This window comes from Rathayibacter sp. AC182 (assembly GCF_979253875.1).
Genome location: NZ_CEEDEK010000003.1, coordinates 581,744 through 599,901 on the forward strand (window position 1 = coordinate 581,744; position 18,158 = coordinate 599,901).

Below are 18,158 nucleotides of genomic sequence, written 5' to 3' on the forward strand. Positions count from 1 at the left end.
GCGCACCCACCGCGGAGGTGCGGCCCATCCCCATCACGCCACCGCCCGGAAGTGCCGCACCTGCACCGGCACCCCGTCCGGCGCGATGATGCCCACCGCGTCGATCCGCAGATGCCGCGACCGCTGACCGTGCTCCCGCGCCCACGCATACGCGAGCCGCCGCAACCGCTGGCAGCCTTCGCCCCTGGTGATCGCTTCGGATCGGCATCCCGAACCGCGCGCCGAGGAGCGCGTCTTCACCTCCACCACCACCAGCGCCACACCCTCGCGCGCCACGATGTCCAACTCGCCCTCCCGTACCCGCCAGTTCCGGTCCAGGAGCTCGAAGCCCTTCGCCCTCAGATGCTCAGCAGCGATGTCCTCGCCCCGCCGTCCCAACTCGTTCTGTGTCCATCATCACGACCTCCCGCACGAACCCTCACCGAGAAGGCATGCGCGGGAGGCCCCGTCGGAACGAACTGGGGAGAGGCGAGCGGATGCGGATGCGTGAGGGACTCAGACCACCCGAGCGTGATCCGCAGTGCCAGCGCCTGTCCCTCCGGCAGCTCGACCGCACCGTCGGCGTACGCGTCGTTGCGCAGCACCTCCGTCAGCGCGAAGCGCCGGCCCACCGGGGTCATGGTCATGCCCCAGGTGTCGATAACGTCGACCTCGAAGACGTCGCCCACTCCGGAGCCGCTCCCCCACGTCCCCCTGCGGCAGCCGGAAGCTCCACGACGCGGGCGACGACGACCCCAGATACTGCACGTACTGCACCCGCGGAACCCCGGCCACGTAGCCCGGGTCGTCCCACCGGTCGATCGGATCCGTGGCCGGGCACCACCAGCGAGTCGAGCACCTCGCGGAGGAACCCGAGGCGGGCCGGACTCGTGCCCCGCAGCTCCTCCGCCCTCCACGATGTGCAGGCTCGCCGCTCTGGGTGCGGAAGCCTCTCGCCGTGCGAGGCGCGTTGCAGCCGGCGACGGTCGCGACCCAGAAGCGGTGCACGAGCTCCTCGCCGGCCAGATGGCCCCAGCGGTCCTGGATGTCGCCCTCGTACTTGGGCGATCTCGTCGAGGACGATCGGCTTGGGGTACGCGTCGCGGTAGAGCGAAGCGCGGCCGAACTGTTCCGTTCGCCGCGCCGTTCTGGATCGACGCGTGGGTGACCCAGGGCTGGCTGTGGTCGTAGAACTCCATCCACCGGTGGATCGAGCGGGAGGCGCTGCGTGCGGGTCGACCCCGGCCAGCAGCTCGCCGAGGGCGAGTCCAGCGGCTCGACGGGACGCGGCAGGATGTCGAACTCGCTGCAGAGCGACCACCATACGTTCGGAGAACGCCGGACAGGCGGGCGACGAGGTAGCGCAGGTACGCCGCGTCCTCCTCCTCGCTAAAGCCGTCGAGTCCGAAGGCGCCGCCGTCGTAGGAGTTGAGGATCAGGACGTCGGCCTGGATCCCGTGCTGGCCGAGCGTCACGACGGCCTCGTCCAGGCAGCCGGAAGAAGGCGACGACGGGGCGCGAGACGTCCCACTGTCCGTCCTCGCCGCGCTCGAAGGCGCAGCAGCTTCGGGCACGTGCTCCACGTGACCGCCCGCCTGCGGGAACACCAGGAAGCGCAGCTTCGGTGAACTCCCGCGTCGACGATCGCGGTGACCGTCGAGGCGACCAGCTCGTCGGTCTGGTGCAGCCAGTTGTAGACGGTCGCCCCGACCGGACGGTACGGCGTGCCGTCGGCGTGGGCGAAGTGGCACGTCGCGACCACGCCCACGGGGCCGGGGGTCTCGCGCGGGTCGACCGAGACCGACCCCGACGCGCCGTCCAGTTCGGCCGTGCCGCTGCGGCTTCGTCCACGACCACGGACCCTCGAGCGACGGGCTGAAGCGCACACGGTAGACGTCGTCGCCGTCCCAGAAGCCCGGCACCTCGACCGACGCGTCGGCGTGCCGGAAGAGCACGGTCACCGGCGTGCGATCCGCCGGAAGCGCTTCGGCGGGACTGCGGAGCCCGAGCTCGACGACGCCTCCGACCGCGGTCATCGGCCGCTTCCGAGCACGCCGTCCACGCGGCGGGGCACGCCGAGCGGGTTCGACTCCCGAGCTCCTCGGGCAGCAGCTGCTCCGGTGCGTCCTGGAACGCGATCGGGCGCTGGAAGCGGCGGACGCTCGTTGCACCGACGGAGGTGAAGAGCGAGGTCGTGGCCGGCCAGGGTCCGCCGTGGTGCTGCGACCAGGTGACCGCGACGCCGGTCGGCCAGCCGTCGAACAGCACGCGGCCGACGCGCTCGGCGAGCACGGCGACGAGTGCGGCGACGTCCTCCTCGGCTCCGCGTGCACGGTGCCGGTGAGCGAGCCCTCGAAACCGGCCAGCGCCGCGACCGCCTCCCGAGGCCGGAGTAGGTGACGAGCAGCGTGACGGGGCCGAACAGCTCCTCGCGCAGGAGCGGCTCCGCGAGCAGCACCTCGAGGGGCACGCGCAGGAGGCCCGGCGTGACCCCCTCGGGGCCGGCGGTCGCCTCGGTCAGCACCTCGACGCCCGGGAGCGCGGCGAGCGAGGCCCAGCCGCCTGCGAACGCGTCGGCGATCGACGGAGTCAGCAGCTCGGCGGCCGCGGTCCCCGCCACGGCCGACGCGGCGGCACCGGGATCGCGCTCGCCTCGGGCACCAGCACGATGCCGGGCTTGCGCAGAACTGACCCGCGCCTGCGGTGAACGACGCCGCGAGTCCGCGCGCCAGCTCGTCGGCCCGGGCGTCGCTCGCTCCCGGAGTGACGACGACCGGGTTCACGCTGCCGAGCTCGCCGTAGAACGGGATCGGGTCGGGTCGTCCGGTCGCGATGTCGAAGAGGGCGCGACCGCCCGCGACCGAGCCGGTGAAGGACGCGGCTCGGACGGCCGGATGCGCGACCAAGGCCGTGCCCGCCTCGCGCCCCTCCACCAGGGCGAACACGCCGTCGGGCGCGCCCGCCTCGCGCAGGGCGTCGGCCACGACCTCGGCCGTGCGCCGGGAAAGCTCCCGGTGCCTGCTGTGCGCCTTGACGATCACGGGGCACCCGGCCGCCAGAGCGGCGGCCGTGTCTCCGCCCGCCACGGAGAACGCGAACGGAAGTTCGAGGCGGCGAAGTTCGCGACGGGACCCAGCGGCACGAGGATGCGGCGCAGATCCGGACGCGGCGGCACCGCCTGCGGGGCGGCGTGGTCGATCACGGCCTCGCGGAACGAGCCTCGCGGACCACCGCGGCGAACAGGCGGAGCTGCCCCGTCGTGCGCGCGACCTCGCCCACGAGGCGGGCCGGGGCGAGGTGCGTCTCGTCGTTCGCGATCGCGACGAGCTCGTCGCGGGCGGCGTCGAGGGCGTCGGCCACCGCCTCGAGCCAGCCCGCGCGGTCGGTGTCGGGGGTCGAGCGCAGGATGCGGGCGGCCGAGGAGGAGCGGTCGAGGACGGCGTCGAGCGCGGTCGTCTCGGTGAGGGTCACGGGGTCTCCAGGGAGGTCGAGGTGAGGGGCGGTGAGGTCGAGGCCGAGGCCGAGAGACGTGCCGACGGTCGCGGTGGCGCCGTCGATCCGCACCGGAGAGGGGAACGCGAGGACGCCGAGGGCGTCGAAGCCGGCGTCCTCCACGTCCTCGACCCAGGTCGGCTGCTCGCGCGCGACGGCGAGCTGCGCCGAGAGGTCGGGCAGGAGGTGCGGGCGACGATGACGCCGCGCTCGTCGGCCAGCGCGGCGATGGCGAGGAACGGCGTGATTCCGCCCACGCGGATGACGTTGGGCTGCACGACTCCGGCGTACCCGTCGTCCATCGCCTCGCGGAAGCGGTGGACCGTGTGCAGGTTCTCGCCGAGGGCGATGCGCACGTCGATCCGTTCGGCGAGTCGGCGGTACCCGGCGGTGTCGTCGGCGCGCAGCGGCTCCTCGATCCAGTCGAGACCGAACTGCGCCAGCTCGCCGGCGGCGCGCGCCGCTTGCTCGACGTCCCAGCGCTGGTTGGCGTCGATCATCAGCAGGCGTTCGGGGCCGAGCAGTTCGCGGACCAGTCCGACTCGCGCGACGTCCTCGCCGAGGTCCGGTCGGCCGACCTTGATCTTGACGGCGTCGAGGCCGCGAGCGATCCAGCGCCGGACCTGCTCGGCGAGCTCGTCCTCGCTGTAGTGCAGGTTGACCCCGGAGCCGTAGACGGGCAGCCGCTCCTGCCTGCGGCCGAGCAGGTCGGGCAGGCCGAGACCCCGCGAGCGCGCCCGCATGTCCCAGAGCGCCAGGTCGAGACCGGCCATGGCGATGGTCGTGATCCCTCCCCGCCCGCCTCGTGCAGGTGCTCCCACAGCCGGGGCCAGAGCACCTCGGATCCGCCCGCGCCCGAGCGCGAACCGCGGACGTCGTCGCGCAGCAGCGCGGCGACGGCGCTCGCCCCGATGGTCGGCGTCCACGAGAAACCGGAGCCGGAGCAGCCGTCCGAGTCGCGGACGTCGACCCGCACGAGGTGCAGATCGGGCGCCGACGGCACCCAGGGCCGCGGCATGCGGGCCGAGAGCGACCGGACGCTGATCGCCTCGATCGTGCTCATGCGGCGACGAGCTCCTCACCCGCGCGCAGGAGGGCCCGCGGAGTCGCTCGAGGTGCTCGGCTCCCGGGTCGGTCAGGGGGAGCGCACTCCGCCGACCTCGGCGCCGGAGAGCCGGAGACCGGCCTTGATCAGCGAGACGGCGTAGCCCGGGGTCGTGTCGCGCAGGTGGATGAGCGGATGGAAGAAGCCGACCAGCAGGCGGTCGCAGGCGGCCTGATCGCCCGCCGTGTACGCGCGGTAGAACGCGGTGGCGATCGCCGGGGCCATCGCGAAGACGGCGGAGGAGTAGAGGGCACGCCCAGCGCGCGGTACGCCGCCTGGCTCGCCTCCGCGGTGAGGAGCCCGTTGAAGAACTGCAGGTCGTCGCGGACGCTCCGCGCGGCGAGCACGATCTCCTGCGCGAGGGCGACGTCGCCCACGCCGTCCTTGAACCCGGCGATGGTCGGGTGCTCGGTCACGAGCCTCCGCACCGTCTCGGCCGTGAACTGCGCGGTGCCGCGGTGGTACACGACGACCGGCAGCCCGGAGGCGTCGGCCACCCGGCCGACGTAGCGGACAGTCCGTCCTGCGAGGAGCCGACGAGATAGGGCGGCAGGAGGAGGACGCCGTCGACGCCGACTCCCCGAGATCCCGCACCGAGGCGACGGCCTGGCCGAGGGCCCGCCCACGCCGGCGAGCACCGGCACGCGTCCGCCCACGACCTCGACCGCGTGGAGACAGCCAGCGACTCCTGGGGAGACAACGCGTGAACTCGCCCGCGCCGCAGGCGGCGAACACACCGCCGGGACCGTGCTCGAGACCCGCCGAGAGGACCTGCGCCGTCACCTCGAGGTCGACGTCGCCGCCGGCGTCGAAGGCGGTGACGGGGAAGTACAGGGGGCCGTCGGGAAGGCGAGGTCATGAGGGGGTCCTTTGCGAGAGGGCGGGTTCGTGAGCGGAGGCCGCGAGCGCGTCCGACGGCAGGAGGAGGCGAGCGCGGCCGGATCGAGTTCCGTCCGCCACGAGCGCCGGGCCACCCACCCGGTGTCGCGCTCGGCGGCCGAGCTGTCGAACGCGGGCAGCGTGCCCAGGAGGTTCCGGGCCGCGGAGGCGGTGCCCGACGTGCTCCGGCAGCAGCTCGGCGAGCGGACGGGTGGCGAACGCGTCCTGAGCACCGACGAAGTAGCAGGCACCGCTCGGAGCCGAATCGGCGGCGAGCCAGCGCTCGACGAACTCCCCGCGTCCCGGGCGTCGACGTAGTTGAAGAGCGAGACGGAGGCCAGCGCCGGGTCGCGCAGTCGATCCAGGATCGAGTGCCCCTGCTGGGTGGTCGCGCCGGCCCACCCTCGGGAGCGATCACGAAGCACGGGCGGAAGGACGCGAAGCGGACGCCGGGCGTCGACCGCGCGAACATCGCGGCCATCTCCTCGACGCAGACCTTCGACAGCGAGTAGGCGTGCGCGGGGGCCACCGGGATGCGCTCGTCGAGCGGCAGCCGCTCGGGACCCAGTCGCGCGCTCCGTAGCCGAGGACGGTCGGGCTCGACGCGACCAGCACCCGCGTCGCGCCGGCGGCGACGGCGGCCTCGACGACCGAGAAGGCCATGACCGTGTTCGTCGTGAAGATGCGGTGCTCGGGGCGCTGAACGGCACGGCGATCGCGGCCAGGTGGACGACCGCGTCCGGAGCGATGCCGGCGAGGACCGTGCGCGCGGCGACCGCGTCGACCAGGTCGACGGCGACCGCCCCCGGCCCCTCCGGCAGCTCGCGATCCAGTGGACGGACGTCGTGGCCTGCGCCGCGCAGCACCGCCACCACGCTCCGGCCGAGCCGGCCCGATGCTCCTGTCACAGCGATGCGCATGCTCCGCCTCCCATTGCACCGGCGATGTCGTCGACAAGTCAGAAACCGGTTTCTCGCCCACCGTAGCGGTCGGATATCCTCGCGGCAAGGATCCGACAATGGGACCCCGCACGCCAGGAGGACCCGGATGAGCACACCAGAGCAGGCGCGACCGGCCCGGATCGCCGACGTGGCCGCCGCCGCGGGCGTCTCCCGAGCCACCGTCTCGCGCGTGATGAACGGCCTGGCCACGGTCGATCCGGCGATCGCCGAACGCGTCCGCACGGCCGCGGTCTCGCTCGACTACCGCCCCAGCGAGATCGCCCGCAACCTCTCCCTGGGACGCACGCACACGGTGGCCGTGGTCGTTCCCGACCTCGGGAACCCGATGTTCCAGGCCATCCTGCGAGGGGTGACCCGCGCCGCCGCGGAAGACGGCTACCGGGTGCTCGTCGGGGACACGCAGGAGACCGCGGAGGCCGAGCCGGACGCCGCCGTCCAGGCGCGGCGCCGCTGCGACGCGCTGATCCTCTGCGCCCCGCGCATGAGCGACGAGCGCCTGGCCCGGATCGTCGACGAGACGGCGCCGGTGGCCCTGATCAACCGTGTCGTGGCGCGGGACGGAGTGCCGCAGGTCTCGATGGACTACGCGCAGGCCGTGAACCTCGTCGTCGACCACCTGGTCGAGCTCGGTCATCGGCACCTGGTCTACCTCGGCGGACCGATCACGAGCGCCTCGAACCGGCTCCGCATCGCCGGCCTCGACGCGGCGGAAGCGCGCATCGACGGTCTGCGGATCGACCGGCGGACGGTGGGCTCGAGCCTGGACGACGGCTTCGAGAGCGCCGAGGCGGTCCTCGAGACAGGAGCGACCGGAGTGGTCGCCTTCAACGACCTGACCGCGCTGGGACTCCTCCCGCGGCTGCGCGAGCTGGGGGTCGACGTGCCCGGGCGCCTCTCGGTGGTCGGTGTCGACGACATCCCCTACGCGCGGTTCAGCGAGCCGACTCTGACCACCGTCTCGGTTCCGCAGGACGATCTCGGGGTGGACACGTGGCGGCGACTCCGACTCGCGATCGACGGGCGGGCGGTCCCGGGTCCGCTCTGGCTCGAGGGAGCGCTCCGCCAGCGCGAGAGCTCCGGCCCCGCGCCGCGCTGAGCTCAGGCCGCGACCGCCTCCCCGTGCTCGGCGAGCTTCGCGAACAGGTCCTCGAGCAGGTAGCGCACGTCGATCCGCTCGACGACGGACACCGCCGACCCCGCCGTCGCCGGCTCCCAGTGCCCGGTCGAGGTGAAGCGGACGGGCGTCTGCCGACGGAACACCGCGCACCACGGATCCAGCATCAGGGCGATCGCCGGGGAGTCGCCGAGCGCAGCGCGATTCCACCGGCACGCGGTGGTGCTCGCGGTTGAAGTCGGCGACGGTCTGCACGAGGTACCGGCCCAGCGCGCCGTGCGGCTCCACCTTGCGGCGCAGCTCGGCGTAGCCCACGCTCACCAGGCGGTAGACGTCCGACGGCACCTGCTGGAGGGTGATGCCGGAGCCGAAGACGACGTTGGCGGCCGCGATGTCGTCTCCCGCAGGTTGAACTCGGGCCAGGTGCCGCGCCACTCGACGTCGCCGTAGGGCGGGCCGCCGATCCAGATCACGGTGGTGTCGGTCGCGGCGAGGTCCGGAGCGAGGAGGAGCGCGCTCGCGACGTCGGTCAGCGGCCCGAGGACTGCGACGAACAGCGGTCCGGCATCGGCGCGACGCGCCTCCTCGATGATCAGGCGGGCGCCCGGGCTGTCCTGCGGCTCGGTCTCACCGGCCAGCGCGCCGGTCGCTCCGTTCGCGGATCGGCACCGTGCCGGTGCGTCCCATCAGCTCCAGGAGGCGGTCGAGCTCCTCGCGCGAGTCGAGCATCGACCGCGACGACCGGGAGTCGCCGAAGTGGGAGGGCGCGACGGCCCGGACGTCGAGGGACGGCGAGAGCAGGGCGTGCACGACGGCGAACTGGTCGTCGGCCTCGTTCGCGACGTCCGACACCACGATGACGCGGCGGGTGGGGGGTCGTCGACGATCACCGCGGCGCCTCCCCGTCGCGGTCCATCGCCAGGGCGGCGAGGGCCAGCGGACCCGCCATCACGACGACCAGCAGCGGCACGACGGCGATCACGGCGCCGGCGGAGGCGACGGCCAGGATCAGGACGAACGGTCCCGCCGGCGTCGGCGGACATCCGGCGCCACGCCAGGGCGAGAGTGCGGCGAGCCGGCACATCGTCGCGCCAGGCCCCCGCCACCCGCAGCGCCACGGCGCCCGCGGTCGCCGCGAGCACGATCGGGACGACCGCGGCGGCGGTCGTCGGCGCCGAGGAACGGCAGCACGAGCACATCGAGCACGAGCAGCGCCGCGACGACGGTGGGCAGCAGCTGCGCCACCGGGTGCCGGAGGCGCCGGCCGAAGGCCCGCAGGACGGAGCCGACGCTCACGTGCCCGTCCGCCGCCCGCGCCTCCCGGAGAGCCTGCACCCCCGCCCCGAGGGCGGCGAAGCCGGTGACGACGGGCAGGGACAGAGCGAAGACGAGGACTCCGGTGTAGAGCACGTCCGCGAACGCGTGGAAGGTGTCCGAGTGGGGATCGAGGCCGCTGCGGCGCCGGATCGGAGCCGGCGCACGGTCGTCGACCCTCGTCGCGCTCATCCTTCAGCCCCGACGTCGCGACCCCGTCGACGAGGTAGCGCTGGAAGAGCGCGAAGAAGATGACCACGGGCAGGATCGCGAGCACGCTCATCGCGAACATCGGGCCGAACGCCGACGCGCTCGTCTGGTCGACGAAGAGCCGCAGACCCATCTGCAGCGTGAACGACTCCGGCCTGTTCAAGTAGATGAGCTGCGGGAAGAAGTCGTCCCAGCTCCAGATGAACGAGAAGATCGTCGTCGTGATGAGTGCCGGCCGCATCAGCGGCAGGATGATCGACCAGAACGAGCGGTACGGACCGGCGCCGTCGATGAACGCGGCCTCGTCGAGCTCGCGCGGGATGCCCCGGATGAACTGCACCATCAGGAAGACGAAGAACGCCTCCGTCGCCAGGAACTTGGGCAGCACGAGCGGCAGGAACGTCCCCACCATCCCGAGCTCGTTGAAGATGATGAACTGCGGGATCAGGACCACGTGCATCGGCAGCATGATCGTGGAGATCATGAAGGCGAACAGCAGCCCGCGCCCGCGGAATCTCAGCCGCGCGAAGGCGCACGCCGCCAGGGCGCAGCTCACCACGTTGCCGATGACCGACAGCGCCGAGATGGTGAGCGAGTTCCCGAGCAGCTGGGCGAGGCTCAGTCCCGCCACGCCCTGCACCGCGATCTCGAAGTTCTCGAGGGTGAACTGCCGCGGGATCGGCGTGGGGTTCGTGAGGATCTCCGTGCCGGGCTTGAACGCCGACCCGAGGAGCCAGAGCACGGGGTACAGCAGCACCGCGAGCAGGGCGAACGAGAAGACGTGCCAGGCGACCGAGGCGAGCCGCGCCTTCAGGAGCGGGGGGCGGTGGGCGACGGCGGCGGGGCGCGCGGCGGTGGCGGTCATCGGTCGTCTCCTGCGTATGGACCCAGTCCGCGGGAGCTCCGGAAGATGAGGGCCGTGACGACGGCGATCACGATGAGCAGGAACCACGCCATGGCGGAGGCGTAGCCCATGTCGAACGCCGTGAACGCCCGGTCGTAGAGGTAGAGCGTGTAGAAGAGCGTCGAGTCGATCGGCCCGCCGCGCCCGCCGCTGACCACGTACGCCGACGTGAACGACTGGAACGCTCCGATCATCTCGAGCACCAGGTTGAAGAAGAGGACGGGCGAGAGCATCGGCCAGGTGACCGACCAGAAGCTGCGCCACTTGCCCGCTCCGTCGACCGACGCCGCGTCGTACAGCTCGGACGGCACCTGCTTCAGCCCGGCGAGGAAGATCACCATCGGCGCGCCGAACTGCCACACAGCGAGCGAGACCAGCACGTAGAGCGCGAGCGACGGGTTCGAGATCCAGCCGCCGAGGTCGAGCCCGACGAGTCCGAGACCGGAGTCGACGACGCCGTCCTGCGAGTAGAGCGTGCGGAAGACGATGGCGACCGCGACGCTCGCTCCGAGGAGGGACGGCGCGTAGAACGCCGAGCGGTAGAAGCCCTGCCCCCGCCGGGGACGGTTGAGCAGCAGCGCCACGGCGAGGGCGAGGCCCAGCTTCAGCGGGACCGCGACCAGGACGTAGGTGAGCGTCACGCCCACGGACTTCCAGAACCGCGGATCCTCCGTCAGCATGCGCTGGTAGTTGTCGAACCCGACGAACTGCGGCTGCGTGAACAGGTCGTAGTCGGTGAACGAGAGGACCAGCGAGGCGATCATCGGCCCGATGGTCAGCAGGGTCGCCCCGATCACCCACGGCGAGAGGAACACCCAGGCGGCGCTCTCGGACCGCCGCTTCGACCTCCTCGGGCGGGTGGGCGCGCTCGCGGGCGCCTGAGGAGGGCGGGGTGACCGCCTCTTCGGTGAGGGTCATCGCCGTGCCTCCTGATGGGGTGACCCCGCCGACCGGCGGGTCACGAGATCGCGGCCTCGAAGGTCGCGTAGAGCGACTTCGCGGCGTCCTTGTTCGACTGCTGACCGAAGGTGATGCCCTCGTAGGCGAGGGTGAAGTCGGCGGGCAGGGTGCTCACTCCCGGAGGAGCCAGCGGCGCGGGGTCCGGAGAACTGCGGCTGGTACTTCTGCACGAAGTCGTTGACGATCTTGTCGCCACCGCTCAGCGTCGGCGCCAGAGCGTCGTAGTTGTCGGTGTTGAGCGGGATGCCGCGGCTGAGCTTCAGGATCTCGGCCGCCTCGGGGTCGTTGATCAGGAAGTCGAGGAACGCGGCCGCCTCCTCGGGGTGGTCCGACTGCGGCGAGATCGCGGCCACGTTCGTCCCGGCCATGCCGAGCCCGATCACACCCGTGTCGGTCGGCATCGGAGCGAGTGCGACGTTGCCCTCCCCGAGCGTGTCGACGAACGCGCCGGTGATCGACGCCGCGATGAACTCGCCGGCGGCGAGCCCACGGGCGAATCCGGAGTTCTGCATGCTCTGGTCGATCGTCGACGTCGTCTGCGGGTCGGTCGAGGCGCCGGAGTCGCGCAGCTCCTGCATGAGGTCGAACCAGCCGAGCAGGTCCTTCTCGGTGAAGCCGAGCTCGCCGTCCTCGGTGAACAGGAGCTTGTCCTGCTGGCTCAGCCAGGTCGAGAACAGGGCGATGTAGCCGCCCGGGTCGCTGATCGCGGCTTTGGCGCCTCCGCTGGCCTCGCGGATGGCGGTGCCCGCGTCGATCAGGTCGTCCCAGGTGAAGTCCTCGTCCGGCGTCTCGAGTCCGGCGGCGGCCCAGACGTTGGGGTCGTAGGCCCACCCGTAGGTGGCGGTGCCGAGAGTGAAGCCGTAGGTCTTCCCGTCGATCTGCCCGATCTTCTGCGTGGCCTCGGGGATCTTGTCGACCGAGATGATGTCGCCCACGTACTCGCTGATGTCGGTGGTGGCCTGCTTCTGCGTGTACTCCTTCACCGACTCCATGGGGATCAGGAACAGGTCGGGCTGCGACCCCGAGGCGATCTGCGTCGCGAGCTTGGGGATGTAGGAGTCGATGGCCGAGAAGGACGTCTCGACCGTCACTCCCGGGTTCTTCTCCTCGAACACGTCGATGGCGGCCTCGGTGAGCTCGGCACGCTCGTCGTTGCCCCACCACTGGAAGGAGATGGTGACGGGGCCGGCGGACTCCTCGCCGGCCTCCTGGGACGGGCCGGAGCAGGCGGTGACGCTCACGGCCAGGCCGAGCGCGACGGCGCCGGCGCTGAAAGCCCTGAGCGCCCGGTGCGGGGTGGGACGGATCATGTGCAACTCCTCGTTGAGCGTGCGCCCGGTTCGGGCGATGGCGGCGGCCGGGTCAGGTCGCTCGAGACGGTTCCGAGAAACCGGTTTCTCACGTACTGTAGCAGGAGGCACACAGGGTGCCAACAGGTGCACTGCAAGAAAGGCGACGATGCCCGACGACCGCGAGACCACCTCCGTGTACACGAATCCCTCTGCTGGATCACGACGTCCCCGATCCCGATGCGATCGCCCTCTCGACGGGCGGATGGGGCCTGGTCGCCTCCAGCTTCGACCGCGCTCCCGGACTCCCGCTCTGGCACTCGGACGACCTGATGACCTGGAGGCCCGTCGGCCACGCCGGCGGCTACCGGCCGGACTCCCCTCACGACGGCGGAGTCTGGGCGCCCAGCATGAGGGAGCACGAGGGCCGCCTCTTCGTCGTCTGGGGGGATCCCGACCGCGGGGTGCTCGTGGTGGACGCGCCCTCGATCGAGGGTCCGTGGAGCGAGCCGCGACTCGTGCTCGAGGCGAGAGGAGTGATCGACGCGTGCCCGTTCTGGGGCGAGGACGGAGCGGTGATCGTGCACGGCTGGGCCCGCTCCCGCGCCGGCTCCGCCAACCGACTCGACGTGTTCGACGTCGATCCGGCGCTGACTCGCGCTCTCGGGGCCTCGCGCACGGTGATCGACGGTGACGCGATCGAGGGCTGCTCGACCCTGGAAGGCCTGAAGGCCTACTCCCGCGACGGGATGCTCTGGGTGCTCGCGCCGGCAGGCGGAGTCGCGACCGGCTGGCAGTACGCCTTCCGCGCACCGACGTGGGACGGACCGTGGGAGCACCGCCTCGTGCTCGAGCAGGGTTCGACACCCGTCAACGGCCCGCACCAGGGCGCGTGGATCCGGGGCGAGGACGGGGAGGAGTGGTTCCTGCACTTCCAGGCGAAGGGCGCGCTGGGCCGGGTGCTGCATCTGCAGCCGCTGCGCTGGAGCGACGACGGCTGGCCGCTGATCGGGGAGACGGACGAGGACGGCACCGGGACCCCGGTGCCCTCCTGGCCGACTCCGCGCGGCGGATCGGCGCCCGCGCCGCGACCGCGCGGTGGAGACGCGTTCTCCGAGGAGCGGCTCAGCGCTGCCTGGCACTCCCGGCACGCGCTGCCTGCGGAGCTGGTCGAGTCCGTCGGCGGCGGGCGGCTCACCCTGCTCGGGCATCCCGACGCCGCGCTCCTGCGCCTGCTCGACGGCGCGCACCGCCGCATCGAGACCGACGTGCTCTCCGCGCACGGCGCCGAGGCCGCGTTCGTCCTCGTCGACTCCGTCACCAGGGAGCTGCGCCTGGACGCCGACGGCCGTGCCCACCTCGTCCTGGGCGACTCCCCCGCGACGCCGCTGGACGCCGTCGGCACCCGGATCGGCGTCGGCATCGACGGATCCGTGGCGCGGTTCCTGCTCGACGGCCGCGCCGTCGGCGAGCCGTTCGCCCTCGAGGGCCGGCGGTGGACGGGCGCGGAGTGGGGGCTCGCGGCCCGCGGGCCCGGCCGGGTCGCATTCGGACCCGTCGAGGTGACGGCGTGAGCGCCGGCGACCACGCGGTCAAGCGCGAGCGGGTCCTGGCGCTGCTCGACGGATCCGACGCCGACGCCGTCGCGCTCACGTCCTCCACCGCCCTCTCCTGGTACCTCGAGGGGCACGGGTGCACACGAGTCCGCTCGGCGCCCCGATCGCCGCCGTGCTCGTCGACCGCGAGTGCGACCGGGTCCGCGTGTTCTCGAACGAGGTCGACCGCCTGCTCGACGAGGAGCTCGGCGCACTCGCCGGGAGCGTCGCCGTCGAGACCGTCCCGTGGCACGCGCCGCTCCTGCCCGAGGGCGTCGGCCGCGTCGAGATCCGAGGAGTCGCTGGCCGCGGGCCTGCGCGCCGCCCGCGCCGTGCTGCTGCCCGTCGAGCGCGAGCGCTACCGCTCCCTCTGCCGGGACGCCGCCGCAGCCCTCACCCGCGAGCTCGTCGGTGCTCACCCGGAGGACTCGGAGAGGGAGATCGCCGCTCGGCTGGCCGGAGCGCTCGTCTCCGCAGGGGCGGATCCCGTCGTGGTGATGGTGGCCGGCGACGGACGCCTCGCCCACCGCCACCCTCTCCCGACCTCGGCTCCCTCGGCCGCCGGGCGATGATCGTCGTCTGCGCGCGCCGCCACGGACTGGTCGCCAACCTCAGCCGCTGGATCCGCTTCGACGCCGAGGATCCGGCCGCCGCCGCGCGCTCCGCCGCCCTGCGGCGGGTCGAGGCGGACGCGCTTCCGCGCCACCCGACCGGGAGCGCCGCTCTCGGAGGTCCTCGCCGAGATCGCCGCCGCCTATCCGCGCCACGGCTTCGACGAGCACGAGTGGACCCGCCACCACCAGGGCGGCGCCGCGGGATACGCCGGGCGGGACCCCCGTGCCACGCCGACCGCGGACGATGTCGTGCACGACGGCCAGGCCTTCGCCTGGAACCCGACCGCCTCAGCGGCCAAGATCGAGGACACGATCGTGATCGACGGCGAGCGGGTGGAGGTCCTGACCCGTGACGGCGAGTGGCCCGAGACCCTCGTCGACGCGGTGCCGCGTCCCCTGGAGCTGATCCTGCTGACCACCCTCGCCCGCACCGGCACCCGACCCGACCCGGAAGGACTCCCCGCCATGGGAACCGACTCCCCGCCCGCCCGCTCCGCTACGCCCTCGTGGGCTCCGGCCACCGCGCCGAGATGTACATCGCGGCGATCGCCGGACCCCACGCCGACGTGGCCGAGCTGGTCGCCGTCATCGAGTCGAATCCGACGCGCGCCGAGTACGCCGCGGAGGCGGCGCTGCGCCACGGCGCCGCCCCACGACCCCGTCTCGCCGGACCGGACGAGCTGGAGCGCGCACTGGCGCAGGAGCGGGTGGACCGCGTCGTGATCACGACACCCGACGTCACGCACGCCGGACTGCTCGACCGCTGCCTCCGCGCCGGCGTGGACGTCGTCGTCGAGAAGCCGCTCACGATCGACGAGCCCGGCGCTCGGCTGGTCGCCGAGGCAGCGCGCGACACCGGACGAGAGCCGGTCGTCACCTTCAACTACCGGTACTCGCCCCGCAATTCCGCCCTCAAGGAGCTGATCGCGGGCGGAGCGATCGGCGACGTCACGTCGATCACGTTCGAGTGGCTGCTCGACACCGCGCACGGTGCCGACTACTTCCGCCGCTGGCACCGCGACAAGCGCAACTCGGGCGGCCTTCTCGTGCACAAGGCCTCCCACCACTTCGATCTCGTGAACTGGTGGATCGGCGACGTCCCGTCGCGCGTCTTCGCCTCGGGGGTCTGCGCTTCTACGGCGAGGCCAACGCCGGCCGTCAGAGCGCACCGGTCAGCACCGAGCGCGGGAGCAGCGACGCGTCGGCGGCCGATCCCTTCGCCCTCGACCTCCGCCGCGACCCTCGCCTGCGCGCGCTCTACCTCGAGGCCGAGCACCACGACGACTACCGGCGCGACCAGTCGGCGTTCGGAACCGGCATCACCATCGAGGACAACCTCGCGCTGGTCGTCGACTACCGCCGTGGAGCGACGTTGAGCTACTCGCTGAACGCGCACTCGCCGTGGGAGGGGTACCGCGTCGCCGTGAACGGCACCCGCGGCCGCGTCGAGCTCGACGTCGTCGAACGCGGGGCCGTCCTGCCCGGGCCCGACGGACGGATCGCCGTGGATCCCTCGCTGGCCGGCGCGGAGGCCGCCGACTACGGCCCGCGACCCGACAGCGACCGCCTGCTCCTCCAGCGGCACTGGCAGGCGGCCGAGGAGATCCCGATCCGCACCGAGGGCGGCGGGCACGGAGGCGGCGACGACAGGATGCTGCGCGACCTGTTCCGGGGTGCGGCGGAGGATCCGCTGGGCCGGGCGGCGGACTACCGCGATGGGCTCCGCTCGATCGCCGTCGGGATCGGCGGCAACCGCTCGCTCGATACCGGCTCCGCAGTCGCGATCGACGAGCTGGGGATCCTCGTGGAGTGAAGCGCGGAGCGCTACTCGTCGAGCGCGAGCTCCTTGGGGAGCTCGAACTCCTTGCGGGAGAGCTCCTCGACGTTGACGTCCTTGAAGGTCAGCACGCGCACCGACTTCACGAAGCGGTCGGAGCGGTAGACGTCCCAGACCCACACGTCGCGCATCGTCAGCTCGAAGTAGAAGTCGTGCTCGGTGTCGCGGCGCACCAGGTCCACCTCGTTCGCGAGGTAGAAGCGGCGCTCGGTCTCGACGACGTACGAGAACTGCGAGACGACGTCGCGGTACTCCCGGTACAGTGCCAGCTCGACCTCGCGGTCGTAGTCCTCGAATTCGTCCTCATCCATCGTCCGTCAATCCTACGCCGGTGCGGGAGCGCCGGACGCCGAGAGCTCGTCAGCGGGGGCGGCCTCCTCGGCGGGCGCGGCGTCCACGGCCGGAACCGCCTCGCGCGGCTTCGACAACCACGTCACCCTGTGCAACGGGGACGGCCCCACGCGATCCAGCCCCGCCCAGTGCGCGGCGCTGCCGTAGCCCTTGTTGCTGTCCCAGGCGTAGTCGGCGAACTCGTCGTGGTGGCGCACCATCTGGCCGTCGCGGCCGACCTTCGCCAGGACGGAGGCGGCCGAGACCGACGCGCAGTCGCGGTCGGCCTTGATGCGGGTGACGATGGTCAATTGCGCGGCCCACTCCCCCAGCGCGGGCGTCAGCCAGTCGTGCTTGCCGTCGAGGAGCACCACGGACGTCGCGAGGTCGACTCCCTGGTCGACGAGGCGCTCGATCCCGCGGGACGCGGCGCGGCCGAGGCCGGCGATGATGCCGGAGTCGTCGATCTCGTCGGCGGAGGACTCGCCGATCGCCCAGCCGGACACCCACCTCACGACGCCGGGCAGCAGCGCCTCACGGCGGGCGGGAGCCAGCAGCTTGGAGTCGCGCAGTCCTTCGGGGAAGCGGCCGCAGCGACGGGCGATCGAGACGACGCCGACCGAGACGGGGCCGGCGATCGCTCCGCGGCCCACTTCGTCGCAGCCGATGATGCTCTCGTAGCCCTGGCGGAACAGGCGCCGTTCCATCGTCAGAGTGGGTTCAGTGACGACCACCTAGTCCTGCCCGGCCTCGGAGGAGGAGTCCGAGGAGTCCGACGACTCCGCGTCGTTCTCGACCCCGCGGAACACGGCCGGGTAGTCGTCGAGCCATGCCCACTGCTCCACCGGCCAGGTCACGAGGATCGCGCGGCCGACCACGTTGTCGATCGGCACGAAGCCGCCGCCGGGCTTGTCGGTGTTGTAGCGGGAGTCGGCGGAGTTGTAGCGGTTGTCGCCCATCACCCAGAGCGATCCCTCGGGCACGACCACGTCGAAGGGCGTCGCCGAGACGGCCTGGACGCCGTCGGGCAGCTTCACGTAGGGCTCGTCGATCGGCTTGCCGTTGACCTCGACCTGGCCGAGCGGAGTGCAGCAGGTGACGGTGTCGCCGGGCAGCCCGATGACCCGCTTGATGAGGTGGTCGTTGCTGTCGGGAGCGGTGAGGCCCACGATCGCGAGAGCCGAGTCGACGGCGGCCTGGAACGGCGGCACATCGGGCTCGGTGCTCGGCGAGAGCCATCCGCCCGGATCGCGGAAGACGACGACGTCGCCGCGCGAGATCGGCACGAGATCCGGCACGAGCTCGTTCACGAGGATCCGGTCGTTCTCGACCAGCGTCTGCTCCATCGAGGAGGACGGGATGTAGAACGAGCGGATGAGGAAGGTCTTCACGAGGAAGGAGACCAGCACCGCGACGACGAAGATGATCAGCACGTCGCGGAGGAAGAGCAGCACCCGCGGCGACGGCGCGGCCGGTGCCCGTCGCCCGGTGCGGCGGAGTGGCGCGCGTGGTCGCCGTCGCTGTGGATCGTGACCGGGGCCGTGCTGTCTGTCATCGCGTGCCGTCGCCCCTAC

20 protein-coding genes and 3 pseudogenes are annotated in these 18,158 nt (G+C 72.3%); 6 read left to right on the forward strand and 17 right to left on the reverse strand.

The features are described from left to right. Positions 1 to 33 precede the first annotated feature (33 nt). From AC0CII_RS06165 to AC0CII_RS06180, 4 genes are all read right to left on the reverse strand, one after another. Positions 34 to 378: a YraN family protein gene (locus AC0CII_RS06165; RefSeq protein WP_465228879.1), complete on the reverse strand. Its 345-nt coding sequence runs from the start codon at positions 376 to 378 to the stop codon at positions 34 to 36. Further along, a complete protein-coding gene (locus AC0CII_RS06170) occupies positions 339 to 3,065 on the reverse strand; it encodes an aldehyde dehydrogenase family protein (RefSeq protein ID WP_465228880.1) in 2,727 nt (908 codons plus the stop codon). The genes AC0CII_RS06165 and AC0CII_RS06170 overlap by 40 nt, the downstream gene beginning before the upstream one ends. A 112-nt stretch (positions 3,066 to 3,177) precedes the next feature. Further along, complete coding sequence (locus AC0CII_RS06175) at positions 3,178 to 3,450, reverse strand: hypothetical protein (protein ID WP_465228881.1); 273 nt, start codon at positions 3,448 to 3,450, stop codon at positions 3,178 to 3,180. Then, positions 3,447 to 4,397 carry a mandelate racemase/muconate lactonizing enzyme family protein gene (locus AC0CII_RS06180; protein WP_465228882.1) on the reverse strand — a complete coding sequence of 317 codons (951 nt, stop codon included), beginning with the start codon at positions 4,395 to 4,397 and terminating at the stop codon, positions 3,447 to 3,449. The genes AC0CII_RS06175 and AC0CII_RS06180 overlap by 4 nt, the downstream gene beginning before the upstream one ends. On the opposite strand from AC0CII_RS06180, the gene AC0CII_RS06185 reads away from it, so the two are divergent. Next, positions 4,383 to 4,679, forward strand: coding sequence for a hypothetical protein (locus AC0CII_RS06185; RefSeq protein WP_465228883.1), 297 nt, complete (start codon positions 4,383 to 4,385; stop codon positions 4,677 to 4,679). The genes AC0CII_RS06180 and AC0CII_RS06185 overlap by 15 nt on opposite strands. On the opposite strand, the gene AC0CII_RS06190 is transcribed toward AC0CII_RS06185, so the two are convergent. The 3 genes and pseudogenes from AC0CII_RS06190 to AC0CII_RS06200 form a co-directional block, all read right to left on the reverse strand. Further along, entirely contained in the window at positions 4,663 to 5,232 is a 570-nt protein-coding gene (locus AC0CII_RS06190) for a dihydrodipicolinate synthase family protein (protein WP_465228884.1), read from the reverse strand. The two genes, AC0CII_RS06185 and AC0CII_RS06190, sit on opposite strands and share 17 nt — an antisense overlap. 659 nt (positions 5,233 to 5,891) lie before the next feature. After that, positions 5,892 to 5,984 (reverse strand): annotated as a pseudogene (locus AC0CII_RS06195) (hypothetical protein); the annotation flags it as partial. 178 nt (positions 5,985 to 6,162) lie between these two features. Continuing rightward, positions 6,163 to 6,375: pseudogene (locus AC0CII_RS06200) on the reverse strand (NAD-dependent epimerase/dehydratase family protein); the annotation flags it as partial. Between the two features lie 127 nt (positions 6,376 to 6,502). Here AC0CII_RS06200 and AC0CII_RS06205 point away from each other — a divergent pair. Beyond that, complete coding sequence (locus AC0CII_RS06205; RefSeq protein WP_465228885.1) at positions 6,503 to 7,513, forward strand: LacI family DNA-binding transcriptional regulator; 1,011 nt, start codon at positions 6,503 to 6,505, stop codon at positions 7,511 to 7,513. Positions 7,514 to 7,515: 2 nt separating this feature from the next. Here AC0CII_RS06205 and AC0CII_RS06210 read toward each other — a convergent pair whose 3' ends face one another. The 6 genes from AC0CII_RS06210 to AC0CII_RS06235 form a co-directional block, all read right to left on the reverse strand. Next, a complete protein-coding gene (locus AC0CII_RS06210; RefSeq protein ID WP_465228886.1) occupies positions 7,516 to 7,698 on the reverse strand; it encodes a hypothetical protein in 183 nt (60 codons plus the stop codon). A 150-nt stretch (positions 7,699 to 7,848) separates the two neighbouring features. Beyond that, a complete protein-coding gene (locus AC0CII_RS06215; RefSeq protein WP_465228887.1) occupies positions 7,849 to 8,004 on the reverse strand; it encodes a hypothetical protein in 156 nt (51 codons plus the stop codon). A 154-nt stretch (positions 8,005 to 8,158) separates the two neighbouring features. Continuing rightward, positions 8,159 to 8,386: a hypothetical protein gene (locus tag AC0CII_RS06220; protein WP_465228888.1), complete on the reverse strand. Its 228-nt coding sequence runs from the start codon at positions 8,384 to 8,386 to the stop codon at positions 8,159 to 8,161. A 31-nt stretch (positions 8,387 to 8,417) separates the two neighbouring features. Continuing rightward, on the reverse strand, positions 8,418 to 9,920 hold the full coding sequence (locus tag AC0CII_RS06225) for a carbohydrate ABC transporter permease (protein WP_465228889.1): 1,503 nt from the start codon (positions 9,918 to 9,920) through the stop codon (positions 8,418 to 8,420). After that, positions 9,917 to 10,774, reverse strand: a complete 858-nt coding sequence (locus AC0CII_RS06230; RefSeq protein WP_465228890.1) for a carbohydrate ABC transporter permease — start codon at positions 10,772 to 10,774, stop codon at positions 9,917 to 9,919. Before AC0CII_RS06230 ends, AC0CII_RS06225 begins: the two co-directional genes overlap by 4 nt. A gap of 99 nt (positions 10,775 to 10,873) precedes the next feature. Further along, complete coding sequence (locus AC0CII_RS06235) at positions 10,874 to 12,229, reverse strand: ABC transporter substrate-binding protein (RefSeq protein WP_465228891.1); 1,356 nt, start codon at positions 12,227 to 12,229, stop codon at positions 10,874 to 10,876. Between the two features lie 116 nt (positions 12,230 to 12,345). On the opposite strand from AC0CII_RS06235, the gene AC0CII_RS06240 reads away from it, so the two are divergent. The 4 genes and pseudogenes from AC0CII_RS06240 to AC0CII_RS06255 all read left to right on the forward strand — a co-directional run bounded on the left by AC0CII_RS06240 (position 12,346) and on the right by AC0CII_RS06255 (position 16,230). Then, a complete protein-coding gene (locus tag AC0CII_RS06240; protein ID WP_465228892.1) occupies positions 12,346 to 13,782 on the forward strand; it encodes a family 43 glycosylhydrolase in 1,437 nt (478 codons plus the stop codon). Continuing rightward, on the forward strand, positions 13,779 to 14,375 hold the full coding sequence (locus tag AC0CII_RS06245; protein WP_465228893.1) for a hypothetical protein: 597 nt from the start codon (positions 13,779 to 13,781) through the stop codon (positions 14,373 to 14,375). The genes AC0CII_RS06240 and AC0CII_RS06245 overlap by 4 nt, the downstream gene beginning before the upstream one ends. After that, the gene (locus AC0CII_RS06250) at positions 14,372 to 14,770 is read left to right on the forward strand and encodes a hypothetical protein (protein ID WP_465228894.1); all 399 of its coding nucleotides are present in this window, start codon (positions 14,372 to 14,374) and stop codon (positions 14,768 to 14,770) included. Before AC0CII_RS06245 ends, AC0CII_RS06250 begins: the two co-directional genes overlap by 4 nt. 177 nt (positions 14,771 to 14,947) lie before the next feature. Then, positions 14,948 to 16,230: pseudogene (locus tag AC0CII_RS06255) on the forward strand (Gfo/Idh/MocA family protein). A gap of 11 nt (positions 16,231 to 16,241) precedes the next feature. On the opposite strand, the gene AC0CII_RS06260 reads toward AC0CII_RS06255, so the two are convergent. The 4 genes from AC0CII_RS06260 to AC0CII_RS06275 are packed head-to-tail and all read right to left on the reverse strand — an operon-like array spanning position 16,242 to position 18,139. Beyond that, the gene (locus AC0CII_RS06260; RefSeq protein WP_055792576.1) at positions 16,242 to 16,565 is read right to left on the reverse strand and encodes a DUF2469 domain-containing protein; all 324 of its coding nucleotides are present in this window, start codon (positions 16,563 to 16,565) and stop codon (positions 16,242 to 16,244) included. A 12-nt stretch (positions 16,566 to 16,577) separates the two neighbouring features. Beyond that, the gene (locus AC0CII_RS06265; protein WP_465225723.1) at positions 16,578 to 17,318 is read right to left on the reverse strand and encodes a ribonuclease HII; all 741 of its coding nucleotides are present in this window, start codon (positions 17,316 to 17,318) and stop codon (positions 16,578 to 16,580) included. Beyond that, positions 17,319 to 18,038, reverse strand: a complete 720-nt coding sequence (lepB, locus tag AC0CII_RS06270; protein ID WP_465228895.1) for a signal peptidase I — start codon at positions 18,036 to 18,038, stop codon at positions 17,319 to 17,321. Then, positions 18,011 to 18,139, reverse strand: coding sequence for a hypothetical protein (locus AC0CII_RS06275; RefSeq protein ID WP_465228896.1), 129 nt, complete (start codon positions 18,137 to 18,139; stop codon positions 18,011 to 18,013). Before AC0CII_RS06275 ends, lepB begins: the two co-directional genes overlap by 28 nt. Positions 18,140 to 18,158: the final 19 nt, after the last annotated feature.